General features: G+C 62.9%; 14 protein-coding genes, 1 tRNA gene and 1 pseudogene. 12 read left to right on the top strand and 4 right to left on the bottom strand.

Annotated elements, in window-relative coordinates; all coding sequences use genetic code 11:
- Positions 1 to 22 precede the first annotated feature (22 nt).
- Both ACZ9GA_RS17025 and ACZ9GA_RS17030 read left to right on the top strand, forming a co-directional pair.
- The gene (locus ACZ9GA_RS17025; RefSeq protein WP_457361579.1) at positions 23 to 265 is read left to right on the top strand and encodes a DUF4224 domain-containing protein; all 243 of its coding nucleotides are present in this window, start codon (positions 23 to 25) and stop codon (positions 263 to 265) included.
- Positions 265 to 1,317 (top strand): annotated as a pseudogene (locus ACZ9GA_RS17030) (tyrosine-type recombinase/integrase). The gene ACZ9GA_RS17025 and the pseudogene ACZ9GA_RS17030 overlap by 1 nt, the downstream one beginning before the upstream one ends.
- A 117-nt stretch (positions 1,318 to 1,434) precedes the next feature.
- Here ACZ9GA_RS17030 and ACZ9GA_RS17035 read toward each other — a convergent pair.
- Positions 1,435 to 1,522 (bottom strand) — tRNA-Ser (locus ACZ9GA_RS17035).
- Positions 1,523 to 1,656: 134 nt separating this feature from the next.
- On the opposite strand from ACZ9GA_RS17035, the gene ACZ9GA_RS17040 reads away from it, so the two are divergent.
- The 8 genes from ACZ9GA_RS17040 to ACZ9GA_RS17075 all read left to right on the top strand — a co-directional run bounded on the left by ACZ9GA_RS17040 (position 1,657) and on the right by ACZ9GA_RS17075 (position 7,465).
- On the top strand, positions 1,657 to 2,328 hold the full coding sequence (locus ACZ9GA_RS17040) for a Bax inhibitor-1/YccA family protein (RefSeq protein ID WP_027978149.1): 672 nt from the start codon (positions 1,657 to 1,659) through the stop codon (positions 2,326 to 2,328).
- A 237-nt stretch (positions 2,329 to 2,565) separates the two neighbouring features.
- On the top strand, positions 2,566 to 3,945 hold the full coding sequence (locus tag ACZ9GA_RS17045; protein WP_457361578.1) for a nucleobase:cation symporter-2 family protein: 1,380 nt from the start codon (positions 2,566 to 2,568) through the stop codon (positions 3,943 to 3,945).
- Positions 3,946 to 4,015: 70 nt separating this feature from the next.
- The gene (gene tusD, locus ACZ9GA_RS17050) at positions 4,016 to 4,408 is read left to right on the top strand and encodes a sulfurtransferase complex subunit TusD (RefSeq protein ID WP_457361577.1); all 393 of its coding nucleotides are present in this window, start codon (positions 4,016 to 4,018) and stop codon (positions 4,406 to 4,408) included.
- Between the two features lies 1 nt (position 4,409).
- Positions 4,410 to 4,769: a sulfurtransferase complex subunit TusC gene (tusC, locus tag ACZ9GA_RS17055; RefSeq protein WP_027978152.1), complete on the top strand. Its 360-nt coding sequence runs from the start codon at positions 4,410 to 4,412 to the stop codon at positions 4,767 to 4,769.
- Positions 4,769 to 5,041, top strand: coding sequence for a sulfurtransferase complex subunit TusB (gene tusB, locus ACZ9GA_RS17060; RefSeq protein ID WP_457361576.1), 273 nt, complete (start codon positions 4,769 to 4,771; stop codon positions 5,039 to 5,041). Before tusC ends, tusB begins: the two co-directional genes overlap by 1 nt.
- Positions 5,038 to 5,373, top strand: a complete 336-nt coding sequence (locus ACZ9GA_RS17065) for a TusE/DsrC/DsvC family sulfur relay protein (protein WP_457361575.1) — start codon at positions 5,038 to 5,040, stop codon at positions 5,371 to 5,373. Before tusB ends, ACZ9GA_RS17065 begins: the two co-directional genes overlap by 4 nt.
- Entirely contained in the window at positions 5,370 to 6,371 is a 1,002-nt protein-coding gene (locus ACZ9GA_RS17070; protein WP_457361574.1) for a glycosyl transferase family protein, read from the top strand. The genes ACZ9GA_RS17065 and ACZ9GA_RS17070 overlap by 4 nt, the downstream gene beginning before the upstream one ends.
- A gap of 95 nt (positions 6,372 to 6,466) precedes the next feature.
- Positions 6,467 to 7,465: a glutathione S-transferase family protein gene (locus ACZ9GA_RS17075; RefSeq protein WP_457361573.1), complete on the top strand. Its 999-nt coding sequence runs from the start codon at positions 6,467 to 6,469 to the stop codon at positions 7,463 to 7,465.
- 250 nt (positions 7,466 to 7,715) lie between these two features.
- Here the strand turns inward: ACZ9GA_RS17075 and ACZ9GA_RS17080 are convergent, their stop codons facing one another.
- Positions 7,716 to 9,038, bottom strand: coding sequence for a hybrid sensor histidine kinase/response regulator (locus ACZ9GA_RS17080; protein ID WP_457361572.1), 1,323 nt, complete (start codon positions 9,036 to 9,038; stop codon positions 7,716 to 7,718).
- Complete coding sequence (gene ercA, locus ACZ9GA_RS17085; RefSeq protein ID WP_457361571.1) at positions 9,022 to 10,185, bottom strand: alcohol dehydrogenase-like regulatory protein ErcA; 1,164 nt, start codon at positions 10,183 to 10,185, stop codon at positions 9,022 to 9,024. Before ercA ends, ACZ9GA_RS17080 begins: the two co-directional genes overlap by 17 nt.
- A 179-nt stretch (positions 10,186 to 10,364) precedes the next feature.
- Here ercA and ACZ9GA_RS17090 point away from each other — a divergent pair, with 179 nt between their 5' ends.
- A complete protein-coding gene (locus ACZ9GA_RS17090) occupies positions 10,365 to 10,496 on the top strand; it encodes a hypothetical protein (RefSeq protein ID WP_457361570.1) in 132 nt (43 codons plus the stop codon).
- A gap of 46 nt (positions 10,497 to 10,542) precedes the next feature.
- Positions 10,543 to 11,208 carry a response regulator gene (locus ACZ9GA_RS17095; protein WP_457361569.1) on the top strand — a complete coding sequence of 222 codons (666 nt, stop codon included), beginning with the start codon at positions 10,543 to 10,545 and terminating at the stop codon, positions 11,206 to 11,208.
- 113 nt (positions 11,209 to 11,321) lie between these two features.
- Here the strand turns inward: ACZ9GA_RS17095 and ACZ9GA_RS17100 are convergent, their stop codons facing one another.
- Entirely contained in the window at positions 11,322 to 12,644 is a 1,323-nt protein-coding gene (locus ACZ9GA_RS17100; protein ID WP_457361568.1) for a putative bifunctional diguanylate cyclase/phosphodiesterase, read from the bottom strand.
- Between the last annotated feature and the right edge of the window lie 114 nt (positions 12,645 to 12,758).

The raw sequence follows: 12,758 nt of genomic DNA on the forward strand, positions 1-12,758 counted from the left end.
GACGGCGGCATGGAGCATACAAATGGCATCTGAAATCCTGTCGGACGAGGAGCTGTACGAGATTACGGGCTACAAAGCGCGCGGCTGGCAGCGCCGCTGGCTTGATGATCGCCAGTGGCTCTACGTCGAGAGCCGAGGCAAACGTCCCCTGGTAGGGCGACATTATGCCCGCATGAAGCTCGGCATCATTCCGCCTTCCTATTTTGAAGCGCCCGGGCCTGCAACCGAACCGGCCTGGGTCCCTGACTTTTCCCGGATCAATTGATGCGACCACGTAATTCAGAACACCGACACCTACCGCCCCGGATGTACCAACGGTCCAGAAAACGCAAGAACGGCAAGATTTGGACGTCCTACTACTACCGAGATGCCACTGGCCGGGATATTCCACTGGGTAAAGACCTGGACCTCGCCCGGATGAAATGGGCGGAGCTGGAAGCAACCTAGAAACCTGCTGACCTCAAAATAATGAAGGCAATCTTTGATCGGTATGTGCGAGACATCATTCCCAAGAAGGCCCCACGCACCCAGAAAGATAACCTGGCGGAGCTCAAGCACCTACGTGCGGGTTTCGACAAGGCACCGATCGATGGCATCACGCCCTCGATGATCGCCCAATACCGGGATGCACGGACAGCCAAGGTCCGCGCCAACCGGGAGATTGCCACCCTATCTCATGTGTTCAACATGGCACGTGAATGGGGCCTCACTGTAAAGGAGAACCCATGCCAGGGCGTGCGCAAGAACAAGGAGACCCCGCGGGACTACTACGCCAACGATGCCGTTTGGGCTGCTGTATATGACAAGGCAGCGCCTGAGCTGCAGGAGGCGATGGACCTCGCTTATCTGACAGGCCAGCGGCCAGCAGACGTGCTGTTAATGCGCAAGGATGACGTTGAAGCCCCATACCTTCTGGTACAGCAGAACAAAACCAGTCAGAAATTGAGAATCGTAATGCAGGGCGAAGACGGAACCCCAAATACCTTAGGTGTGCTCATCCAACTAATAACCGAGCGCAATGCCCACCATCCATCGCAGTACATGCTGATCAGCAAGCACGGTAAACGGATGTCAGCACCGATGTTGCGCCGGCGCTGGGACGAAGCTCGGGAACAGGCACGGTTGGCGGCCGAAGCGGACGGCGACGCCCTGCTAGCTACCAGGATCGGAGCCTTTCAGTTCAGAGATATTCGGCCCAAGGCAGCATCCGAAATCAAGAACCTCGAGGACGCGAGCCTGCTGCTGGGACATACGAAAAGCGAAATCACGAAGAAGGTCTATCGACGCGTGGGAACCACGGCCAAGCCGTCAAAATAGGCATAGTTGTGGAACACATTGCTTTTAGTTCTGGAACACTTGAGGTTCAGAAAGGTCCGAAGCCTTGCCCCAGAAACGAAAAAGCCCCGAATAATCGGGGCTTTAACGAGAAATGTGTGGCGGAAGCGTAGAGATTCGAACTCTAGGATAGTTGCCCATCGACGGTTTTCAAGACCGTTGCCTTAAACCACTCGGCCACGCTTCCAGCTCTGTTGCGGCGTGCATAATACCCGATTGAAACACACTGTCAAACTCTCTTCATTTCCCCTTTCCACATGTCTGTTATGATCTTTGCATCTGAACGTTTCAAACGCGGTTTCAACCCAAAGGAGTCTCGCCATGCGCGAACAGGATTACGCAGTCAATAGCAGGCAGCAGGCCGACCAGCTAGAGGTCAGCAAGGTCCTGCGCAACACCTACGGTTTGCTGGCCTTGACCCTGGCCTTCAGTGCCGTGACGGCTTACGTGTCGCAGCAGATGCACGTGGGCTACCCGAACATTTTCGTGGTGCTGATCGGCTTCTACGGGCTGTTCTTCCTCACCACCAAGCTGCGTGACTCGGCCTGGGGCCTGGTGTCCACCTTTGCCCTGACCGGTTTCATGGGTTACCTGCTGGGCCCTATCCTCAACCGTTACCTGCACATGCAGGGCGGCGCCGAGGTGGTGAGTTCGGCGTTTGCCATGACGGCGCTGGTGTTTGGCGGTCTGTCGGCCTACGTGCTGATCACCCGCAAGGACATGAGCTTCCTGGGTGGTTTCATTACCGCAGGCTTCTTCGTGCTGCTGGGTGCGACCGTGGCCAGCCTGTTCTTCCAGATCAGCGGGCTGCAGCTGGCGATCAGCGCAGGCTTCGTGCTGTTCTCGTCGGTGTGCATTCTGTTCCAGACCAGCGCGATCATTCAGGGTGGCGAGCGTAACTACATCATGGCGACCATCAGCCTGTATGTGTCGATCTACAACCTGTTTGTCAGCTTGCTGCAGTTGTTCGGCCTGATGAGCCGTGATGACTGATTGAGTGGTTGAGTTGAAAAAGCCCGCTTCGGCGGGCTTTTTTGTGGGTGCGGGTTCGCCTGTAGCCGCTGCCGTCAGGCTGCGCTGGCCGGTGTGAACCCTGGCGATGTTTAGCGTGGCTTGGGGCCCGCGCAGCCTGGCGGCAGCGGCTACGAGGATAAGCACCCCGCGCAGCGGTAGTGGCCTTGTGGGATGCTTATCCGTAGAATTGCGCTCTTTTTTTCGCAAGGCCCTGCCATGACTGTTCAGCAACAGCCCTCCCCGCCCGCCAGCCAAGATTTGGTGCTGGGCCTGGAAGACCGTCCCCGCCCGTTGATTGCGTTGTTGGCCGCGCTGCAGCATTTGTTGGCGATCATCGTGCCCATCGTTACGCCGGGGCTGCTGATTTGCCAGGCGCTGGGGGTGTCGCCCCATGACACCAACCTGATTGTGTCGATGTCGTTGGTGATTTCCGGTATTGCCACCTTTGTGCAGTGCAAGCGTTTCGGGCCGTTTGGCGCGGGACTGTTGATTGTGCAGGGCACCAGTTTCAACTTTGTCGGGCCGCTGATTGCCGGTGGCGCGCTGATGGTGAAGCAAGGCACGCCGGTTGAGGGCGTGATGGCGGCGATTTTCGGTGTGGTGATTGCCGGGTCGTTCGTGGAGATGGGTATTTCGCGGATTCTGCCGTTTGTGAAGCGGCTGATCACGCCGCTGGTGACGGGCATTGTGGTGCTGATGATTGGCCTGACGCTGATCAAGGTCGGTCTGATCAGCATGGGCGGTGGTTTCTCGGCGATGGCTAATGGCACCTTTGCCAATGGCGACAACCTGCTGCTGTCGGGTGTGGTGCTGGCGATTATCGTGGTGCTGAACCGCGTGCCGGTGGTGTGGATGCGCAGCTGCGCGATCGTGATCGCGCTGGCGGTGGGCTATGCCCTGGCCGGTTACATGGGCCGCCTGAATTTCACCGGCATGCATGAAGCGGCGGTGTTTCAGGTGCCGGTGCCGCTGCACTTTGGCTTGGGTTTTTCGTGGGCGCTGTTTATCCCGATGTTGGTGATTTACCTGGTGACGTCGCTGGAGTCCATCGGTGACGTGACGGCCACCAGCAAGGTGTCGAAGCAGCCCGTGGAAGGCCCGGTGTGGATGCAGCGCATCAAGGGTGGCGTGCTGGTGAACGGTGCCAACTCGCTGCTGGCGGGTGTGTTCAATACCTTCCCCAGCTCGATCTTTGCCCAGAACAATGGCGTGATTCAGTTGACCGGTATTGCCAGCCGCCACATTGGCGTGTGGATTGCCGGGATGCTGGTGATTCTGGGGCTGTTCCCGTCGGTGGCCGGTGTGATTCAAGCGGTGCCGGAGCCGGTGTTGGGCGGTGCAGCGATGGTGATGTTTGGTGCGGTGGCGGCTTCGGGGATCAATATCCTGGCCAGCATCCATCTGGATCGTCGTGCGCTGCTGATCATTGCCGTGTCGCTGGCGTTGGGCCTGGGCGTTGCTCAGGTGCCGGAGTTTCTGGCGCACATGCCGTCGGCGCTGCGCAATGTGCTGGAGTCGGGCGTGGCCACCGGGGGCATCTGCGCCCTGGTGCTGAACTGGTTCCTGCCTGAACTGCGTGACAACACCGCCCGCTGAGGCGCGTGCGGCGGGCTTTTTTGGCGCCCAGGCTTTATCATTCCGGCAGATTTGCTGATAGAGCCGCGCCATGAAGTTCGCCATTGCTGTTTTTTCCCCCGCCCATGCGCCCTCCTCGCGCCGCGCCCTGCGGTTTGCCGAGGCGGCGCTGGCGGGCGGCCATGAGATTGTCCGTCTGTTCTTTTATCAGGACGGGGTGCACAGCGCCTCGGGCAACGTGGTTGCCCCGCAGGACGAGGTGGACGTGGCCGCCCAGTGGCGCACCTTTGTTACCGAGCACAAGCTGGACGCCGTGGTGTGCATTGCCGCTGCGCTGCGCCGTGGTGTGCTCAATGCCGAGGAAGCCCAGCGCTGGAACCGCCCGGCCGCCAACCTGCCGGCGCCGTGGGAGCTGTCGGGGCTGGGGCAGTTGCATGAAGCCGCGCAGTTGGCCGATCGCCTCGTGACCTTTGGAGGGGTATGACATGGCCAAATCCTTGTTGATTATCAGCCGCCAGGCGCCCTGGTCGGGCCCGGGCCCGCGTGAAGCGCTGGATATCGCCTTGGCGGGCGGCGCGTTTGATCTGCCACTGGGCATGCTGTTTCTCGATGACGGCGTGTTTCAGCTGTTGCCGGGCCAGGCGCCGGGGCAGGTGCAGCAGAAGGACCTGACCGCCAACCTGCAGGCGCTGCCGATGTTCGGCGTCGAGGAGTTGTTCGTGGCGGGCAGCAGCCTGCGCGAGCGCGGCCTTGGCGCGGCAGCCTTGAGCCTGGAAGCCGAGGTGTTGGAAGACGATGCCCTGGCCGCCCTTGTCGACCGTTTTGATCAGGTGATTACCCTCTGATGGCTACTTTGCATGTGTTGTCCCACTCGCCGTTTACCGACAGCCGCCTGGCCAGTTGCCTACGGCTGCTGGGTGCTGAGGACGGCGTGCTGCTGACCGGTGATGCGGTGTACGCACTGTTGAACGACGACCTGGCGCACTTGGGCAGCCGGCTGTTTGCGCTGGATGAAGACGTGCGCGCCCGCGCCATCAGCACCCAGGCGCAGGTGGTGGACTATCCGGGCTTTGTGCAGCTTTCCATTGATTTCGACAAGGTCAACACCTGGCTATGAGTGAACTGATTGTCGAAGGCCGCAGCATCGCGCTGGATCAGAACGGCTTTCTGGAAGATTTGACCGAGTGGTCCAAACCCGTTGCCGAGGCCCTGGCCGCGCGGGAAAGCATCGCACTGACCCCTGAGCACTGGGAGGTGCTGGAGGTGTTGCGCCAGTTCTACCAGGAGTTCCAGCTGTCGCCGGCCACGCGCCCGCTGATCAAGTACACCGCGCTGAAGCTGGGCGTGGACAAAGGCAACAGCCCGCACCTGAACCGCCTGTTCAACGGCACTCCCGCCAAACTTGCCGCCAAGCTGGCGGGCCTGCCCAAGCCGACCAATTGCATATGACCGACTACCCTGCCCTGTTGCTGGAAACCCCTGCCGAGCACCCTTTTGCCCAGTTCGTCCGCGCTTTGGGCAAGGGCAAGCGTGGCGCGCGCAACCTCACCCGCGAAGAAGCGCGCGAGGCCATGGGCCTGCTGCTGGATGAGCAGGTCGAGGACACCCAGCTGGGCGCCTTCCTGATGCTGCTGCGCCACAAAGAGGAAAGCGCCGAGGAGCTGGCCGGCTTCACCGAAGCCCTGCGCGCCCGGCTCAAGGCCCCGGCCCTGAACGTGGATATCGACTGGCCCAGCTACGCCGGCAAGAAGCGCCACCTGCCCTGGTACCTGCTGGCGGCCAAGTGCCTGGCTGGCAATGGCCTGCGCATCCTGATGCATGGCGGCGGTGCGCACACCGCCGGGCGCCTGTACACCGAGCAGTTGCTGGGCACGCTGGGCATCCCGTTGGCCCGCGGCTGGGACGCGGTGGGCACGGCGTTGGACAACCACGGCGTGGCCTTCGCGCCGCTGGTGGACTGGGCGCCGCAACTGCAGCGCATGATCGACTTGCGCAACACCCTGGGCCTGCGCTCGCCGATCCACTCACTGGCGCGCATCCTCAACCCGCTGGGGGCGCGCTGCGGCTTGCAGAGCATTTTCCACCCCGGCTACCAGGCGGTGCACCGCGATGCCAGCGGCCTGCTGGGCGACCATGCCATCGTCATCAAGGGCGATGGCGGCGAGATCGAAGTCAATCCGGACAGCCCCAGCCATCTGTACGGCACCACCGCCGGACAGAGCTGGGACGAGGAATGGCCGCAGTTGTCGGCTCAACGCCATGTGAAGCCGGCCAGCCTGGAGCCGGAACACATGCTGGCGGTGTGGCGTGGCGAGGCGCAGGACAGCTACGGCGAAGTGGCGCTGATCTCGACCATGGCGTTGGCGTTGCGCGGGCTGGGCAAAACCCGCGACGAAGCCTTTGAACAGGCCCGTCAGTACTGGGACGCACGCGACAGATCGATTTAGTCGATAGAAACTGCCGGTGTTTTGCGCTATTCATTCGAACGGTTGCCCGTAAACTGGACTCCAACGCTTATCAAGTCTTGCGAGGAGTCCAGCACATGGGCCTGTTGATCGAAGGGCGCTGGCACGACCAGTGGTACGAAAGCAGCAAAGACGGTGCCTTCCAGCGCGAAGCCGCCAAACGCCGCAACTGGGTGACCGCCGACGGCCGCCCTGGCCCCAGCGGTGAAGGCGGCTTCAAGGCCGAAGCCGGCCGCTACCACCTGTATGTGTCCCTGGCCTGCCCATGGGCACACCGCACGCTGATCGTGCGTCAGCTCAAGGGCCTGGAAAGCCTGATCGACGTGTCGGTGGTCAGCTGGCTGATGCGCGAGAACGGCTGGACCTTCGACAAGGCCACTGGCTCCACGGGCGACGCGCTCGATGGGCTGCAGTTCATGCACCAGCGCTATACCTCCGAGACCGCCGACTACACTGGCCGCGTCACAGTGCCAGTGCTGTGGGACAAGAAGCTCAACCGCATCGTCAGTAATGAATCGGCGGAGATCATCCGCATGTTCAACAGCGCCTTCAATGAGCTGACAGGCAATACGCTGGACCTGTACCCAGAAGCGTTGCGGCCGACCATTGATGCATTGAACGATGCTATTTATCCGGCGGTGAACAATGGCGTGTATCGCGCAGGTTTTGCCACCTCCCAAGGGGCGTATGAGCAGGCGTTCGACGAGGTGTTTGCCAAGCTGGACGAGCTGGAAAGTCTGTTGGGCGAGCGACGCTACCTGGCCGGTGAATACCTGACCGAGGCGGATGTGCGGCTGTTTACCACCGTCATTCGCTTTGATGCGGTGTACCACGGGCATTTCAAATGCAATCTGCGACGGATTGCCGACTACCCGAACCTGTCGAACTGGCTGCGCGAGTTGTACCAGTGGCCGGGCGTGGCGCAGACGGTGGATTTCGAGCATATCAAGCATCACTACTATGCCAGCCATGCCACCATCAACCCGACGGGGGTGGTGCCGAAGGGGCCGCTGCAGGATTTCACGGTGGCGCATGACCGCGCGCGGTTGGCGGGCTCCGGTATCTACACCCGATAACCGCCACCCTTCACGTAGCCGCTGCCGCAGGCTGCGCTGGCCCGATGCCTCACTGGAGATTTCCAGGGTTCACACAGGCCAGCGCAGCCTGGCGGCAGCGGCTACGGGGCGCGTGTCTCAGCCGAGATTTTCAGGGGCCACACAGGCCAGCGCAGCCTGGCGGCAGCGGCTACGGGGCGCGTGTCTCAGCCGAGATTTTCAGGGGCCACACAGGCCAGCGCAGCCTGGCGGCAGCGGCTACGGGTTGGATTTAGCCTAGTAACTGGCTTAACACCGCCCGCAACTTCCCGGCCTTCACCGGTTTGTTCAGCAACGGCGCGCCCAGCCGCTGCAACTGCCGGCGGCACTGGTCGCTGCGTTCTGCGGTAATCACCACCACGGGGATCCCCTGGCCGTAGTGTTCGCGCAAGCGCTTGGCCACTTCGCACCCGGTCACGCCATGGTCCAGGTGGTAGTCGGCGATGATCAGTTCCGGGGCCTGGCCGCCCAACCCCGCCAAGGCCGCGGTTTCATCGGTGGCCGTAACCACGGTGCATCCCCATTGCCCCAGCAAATCCGCCATGCTGCGCAAGATATCCGGCTCGTTATCCAGCACCAGCAAGCGCCGCCCCGGCAGCGGGTTTCCCAAACGCTGCTGCGGCACCGGGCTGGGCGCCGGCGGTCGCTCGGCCAGCGGCACCAGGATGCTGAACACCGAACCACGCCCCGGCGTTGAGCGCACCTGCACGCTGCTGTCGAGAATGTGTGCAATACGCTCGACAATCGCCAGCCCAAGCCCCACGCCTTTGCGCTCGGCAGCGCGGCCCACTTCCAGTTGGTTGAACTCCAGAAAGATCGCCTGCAACTGGTCAGCGGCAATGCCGCGCCCGGTGTCCCATACCTCGATACGCAAATGCTGGCCACGGCGGCGGGCGCCCAACAGCACCCGCCCCTGCTCGGTGTAGCGGCAAGCGTTGCTGAGCAGGTTGCGCAAAATGCGGGTTAACAGGCGCAGGTCGGTGCGCACGGCAAAGCGCCCACAGCGCAGGCTCAGCCCCAGCCCGGCCGCTTCGGCCACCGGCTGGAACTCGGAAGCCAGCGGCGCCAGCACCTCTTCCAGCCGGTAAACATCGAAGTCGGGTTTGATGGCCGCCTGGTCCAGCCGCGAGATGTCCAGCAGGTCGGTGAGCAAGTCTTCAGCGCCTTCCAAGGCCTGATGGGTGCGCTCCACCAGGCCCTGCTCGGCGCTGGGTAGATCGCGTTCGCGCAAGGTGGAGATCAACAGCCGCGCGGCGTTCAGCGGTTGCAGCAGGTCATGGCTGGCCGCCGCCAGGTACTTGTCCTTGCTGAGGTTGGCGGCCTGGGCGGCGTCGCGGGCTTCGCGCAGTTCTTCGGTGCGCTCGCTAACGCGCCGTTCCAGCTCGTCATTGAGTTGCTGCAGGCGCAGGGACAGGGCCTGGTAGCGATTGCGCTCGGTTTCCAGCTCTTGCAGCCGCGCGGCCAGTTCCGGGTAGTGGCTTTTGCGCACCGAGTGGTTGGTGAGCCCCAGCAGCCCGGCCAGGGCTTGCTGGCGCGGGTCAGAGGGCTTCGCCAAACACCACCTCGACGTCGCGCTGGCTGGAGTGGCGCGGGTTGGTGAGGATGCACGGGTCGTGCATGGCATGGTGCGACAGGAACGGAATGTCCGCCACGCGCACGCCGTGCAGGCCCAGGGTTTCGTGGAAGCCGATGGCGTGCTTGAGGGCGATCAGGTGGTCCACCAAGCGCTGACGGATCTGCGCGTGGTTCAGGCCACGGCAGTCGATGCCGCAGGTTTGGGCAATCACCTGGAAACGCTCGGGCGCGGCGCTGTAATTGAAGGCCACCACGTGCTCCACCAGCACCGCGTTGCACAGCCCGTGGGGCAGGTCGAGAAAGCCGCCCAGGCTATGGGACATGGCGTGCACCGCCCCCAGGATCGCGTTGGAAAACGCCAGGCCGGCCTGCATGCTGCCCAGCATGACCTTTTCGCGCAGGGCCAGGTCGTGGGGGTTGGCGATCATCTGCACCAGGTGGCCGTTGATCAGGCGGATGGCTTCCAGGGCATGAGGATCGGTCAGCGGCCCGTGGCCAGTGGACACGAACGCCTCGATGGCATGCACCAGCGCATCGATGCCGGTGCAGGCCGACAGGAACGGGTCCATGCTCAGGGTGGTTTCCGGGTCGATCAATGCCACGTCGGGCACCGCGCCCTTGCTGACGATGGAGATCTTCATGCGCCGTTCCTGGTTGGACAGGATCACGAACTGCGACACGTCTGCCGAAGTGCCGGCCGTGGTGGGGATCAGGATCAACGGCGGGCTGGGCACGCGAAGGGTGTCGACGCCTTCGAACTCCAGGATATGCCGGCCGTGGGCGGCGACAATGCCGATGGCCTTGGCGCAGTCCATGGGGCTGCCGCCGCCCACCGCCACGATGACGTCGCAGTGCTCGGCGCGATAGTGTTCGGCGCCGGCCATCACTTCTTCTACCCGCGGGTTGGGCGATACCTTGCTGTACAGGCAGTAATCGATCCCCTCCCCGGCCAGGCTGGCTTCCACATCCGCTACCCAGCCTGCGGCGACCACGCCGGGGTCGCTGACCAGCAGCACCTTGCGGGCGCCGAAGTTCTTCGCGTAATTGGCGACGTGATGGCGGCAGCCGGCGCCGAAGATGATTTCCGGGGAGACGAATTTGCGCAACTGACTGATCGCGGGGGTCATGGGCTGTTCTTCTGGCAGGGACAGTTCGGGTCAGGGTAAAGCATTGCCGGGGCAAAGCGCAGCCCGCCTGCGCGCGCCTCACTACTACTTTGGTACTGGTACTGTGCGCCCAAAGCAGTATTTGCAAACAGGGCCCTGGCGCCTGTAATGCGGGCATAACTAGAAAGAGCCTGCCCATCATGATCCGCTTGCTTGCCTCCCTGCTCTGCCAGGCCCTGATCGGGCTGGCCCTCGGCCTGTTCGTTGCCAACCTCGCCCACGCCGGCACCTCGACATCCGGCCCCCCCGGCAAACTCGTGCGCACCCTGTGATACCCTGCTCCAGGCCCTTTGCCCACAACAAGAACAGCCGACGCCCATGTACCGATTCCTGATTGCCGACGATCATCCGTTGTTTCGCGAAGCCATGGCGCGGGTGTTGCTTGACGCCTTCGACGGCTGCGAAGTGCTGGAAACCGCCGACCTGGACAGCACCCTGACGCTGACCCAGGCCCATGAGGACCTGGACCTGATCCTGCTGGACCTGAACATGCCCGGCATGCACGGCTTGGCCGGCCTGATCAACCTGCGCAACCAAGCGCCGACCATCCCCGTGGTGGTGGTGTCGGCCGAGCAGGACAAGCAGGTGGTGTTGCAGGCCATCACCTATGGCGCGGCCGGTTTCATCACCAAGTCCTCCCCACGCGCGCAGATGACCAGCGCCATTACTCAGGTGCTGGACGGCGACGTGTACCTGCCCGCCGACATCATTCGCAGCGGCGCCAGCCGTGTGGCCCAGCCGGGCACGCCGACGCCCGGGCTGTCAGTGGCGTTGCTGGAGGCGCTGACCCGCAAGCAATTGCAGGTGCTGGAGCGCATGACCAAGGGTGAGTCGAACAAGCAGATCGCCTGGCATCTGGAGATTGCCGAGACCACGGTGAAGGCGCATGTATCGGCAATTCTGCGCAAGTTGAACGTGCATAACCGCGTGCAGGCGATCCTGAGCGCTGGCGAAATCGATTTCGGCGCCTACCTGCGCCGCTGAGCAAATACCGCGCCGCCCTGTAGCCGCTGCCGCCAGGCTGCGCTGGCCCTACGCCCCACTGGAGATATCCAGGGTTCACACAGGCCAGCGCAGCCTGGCGGCAGCGGCTACATTCAATACGCCAGCGGGAATTCGCCGCTCTGGCTCCACGCCAGAAACTGCGCTTCATCCATCGGCCGGGCGAAGAAATACCCCTGGGCCTCGTCACAGCCATATTCACGCACCAGTTGCAGGCAGCGGAACGTCTCCACCCCCTCCGCCACCGTGCGATACCCCAGCTCGCGCGCCAGCTTGAGAATCGAGCGGGCGATTTTCTGGCAACGCGGGTTGTCCTCGATCCCGGTGACCATCGACTGATCAAGCTTGACCACGTTGGCCGGGATCTCGTGCAGGTAAGAGAAGTTGCTGTACCCCGAGCCGAAATCGTCAATCGCCACGTCCACGCCCAGCCCGCGAATCTGCTCCAGCTCGCCCAGCACACGCGGGTTGGAGCGTAGCCACTCGCCCTCGGTGATTTCCACTTCCAGCCGCTGCGGGTCGATGCCATGGGCATGGCACAGTCGGCGCAAGGTGCCACTGACGTCATGGCCGTCGAAATCCATCGGCGACAGGTTGATCGACAGCTGGCTGAGGTTCTGCTCCTGCCACTGGGCCAGTCGACTCAGTGCGTTGTTGATGACCCAGCGGGTCACCTCATGGATCATGCCGTTGCGCTCCAGCACCGGAATGAACTCGCCCGGTGACACCCGGCCCAATCGTGGATGGTCCCAGCGCAGCAGCACTTCGGCGCTGACCTGGGCGCCGTCGGCAATCGCGAAGCGCGGCTGGAAACGCAGACTCAACTGCCCGCCGGCCAAGGCTTCACCAATGTCCGCCGTCAGGTAGAACGCCCGTCGGTAGGCCGCGTCGCGCACTGCGTCATAGGGGGCCCAACGCTGGCCGGCCAGCAGTGCCTGCTCGGTGGCGTACATGGCCTTGCGCAGCACGTCGCGCAGGGCTTCGGGGTCCAGCATGAAATCCACGCTGCCGGCACGCACGGTCGGGCGGATGGGCAGGTTGTCCAGGGAAGCGGGTTGACGCAGGGTATCGACCAGGCCTTCGATGAAGCTGACGAAGTCGTCGACGCCCGGGGCGATGATGAAGGCGAAGCGCTTGACGCCAATATGGTACGGCCGTGCCATACCTTCCAGCTGTTCACTCAACCGTCGGGCAATGCAACGGATAATGCCTTCGAACGGCGCCAGGCCCATGGCCAGGGTCATGTCGTGGGCCCATTTCATGTCCAGCGCGTCGATCAGCACCAGGGTGCGCGGCTGGCCCGGGCACTGGCTGGCGAGTACGCCCAGGTCGGTGGCGAACTGTTCGCGATCCGGCAACCCGCTGATCGGGTCCAGACGCTTTGCCGCCGAAGGCTGTGCGTAAGGGTGTTGAAGCATGTGTCACTCCTGCAGGGCCGGTCAGGCAACGAACGGTCGAGCGCATAATAGCGAATTAACATCGCTAAAAACTGATCTGCGACAAAGGGCTATCGGCAGGCTTTGCCCTGACGT

The sequence above is a fragment of the Pseudomonas sp. TE3644 genome, assembly GCF_056278815.1.

Bases quoted from the DNA above. Each gene is read 5' to 3' on its own strand.
- ACZ9GA_RS17025 (WP_457361579.1), top strand. From the start codon at position 23: ATGGCATCTGAAATCCTGTCGGACGAGGAGCTGTACGAGATTACGGGC.
- ACZ9GA_RS17040 (WP_027978149.1), top strand. From the start codon at position 1,657: ATGCGCGAACAGGATTACGCAGTCAATAGCAGGCAGCAGGCCGACCAG.
- ACZ9GA_RS17045 (WP_457361578.1), top strand. From the start codon at position 2,566: ATGACTGTTCAGCAACAGCCCTCCCCGCCCGCCAGCCAAGATTTGGTG.
- tusD (WP_457361577.1), top strand. From the start codon at position 4,016: ATGAAGTTCGCCATTGCTGTTTTTTCCCCCGCCCATGCGCCCTCCTCG.
- tusC (WP_027978152.1), top strand. From the start codon at position 4,410: ATGGCCAAATCCTTGTTGATTATCAGCCGCCAGGCGCCCTGGTCGGGC.
- tusB (WP_457361576.1), top strand. From the start codon at position 4,769: ATGGCTACTTTGCATGTGTTGTCCCACTCGCCGTTTACCGACAGCCGC.
- ACZ9GA_RS17065 (WP_457361575.1), top strand. From the start codon at position 5,038: ATGAGTGAACTGATTGTCGAAGGCCGCAGCATCGCGCTGGATCAGAAC.
- ACZ9GA_RS17070 (WP_457361574.1), top strand. From the start codon at position 5,370: ATGACCGACTACCCTGCCCTGTTGCTGGAAACCCCTGCCGAGCACCCT.
- ACZ9GA_RS17075 (WP_457361573.1), top strand. From the start codon at position 6,467: ATGGGCCTGTTGATCGAAGGGCGCTGGCACGACCAGTGGTACGAAAGC.
- ercA (WP_457361571.1), bottom strand. From the start codon at position 10,185: ATGACCCCCGCGATCAGTCAGTTGCGCAAATTCGTCTCCCCGGAAATC.
- ACZ9GA_RS17090 (WP_457361570.1), top strand. From the start codon at position 10,365: ATGATCCGCTTGCTTGCCTCCCTGCTCTGCCAGGCCCTGATCGGGCTG.
- ACZ9GA_RS17095 (WP_457361569.1), top strand. From the start codon at position 10,543: ATGTACCGATTCCTGATTGCCGACGATCATCCGTTGTTTCGCGAAGCC.
- ACZ9GA_RS17100 (WP_457361568.1), bottom strand. From the start codon at position 12,644: ATGCTTCAACACCCTTACGCACAGCCTTCGGCGGCAAAGCGTCTGGAC.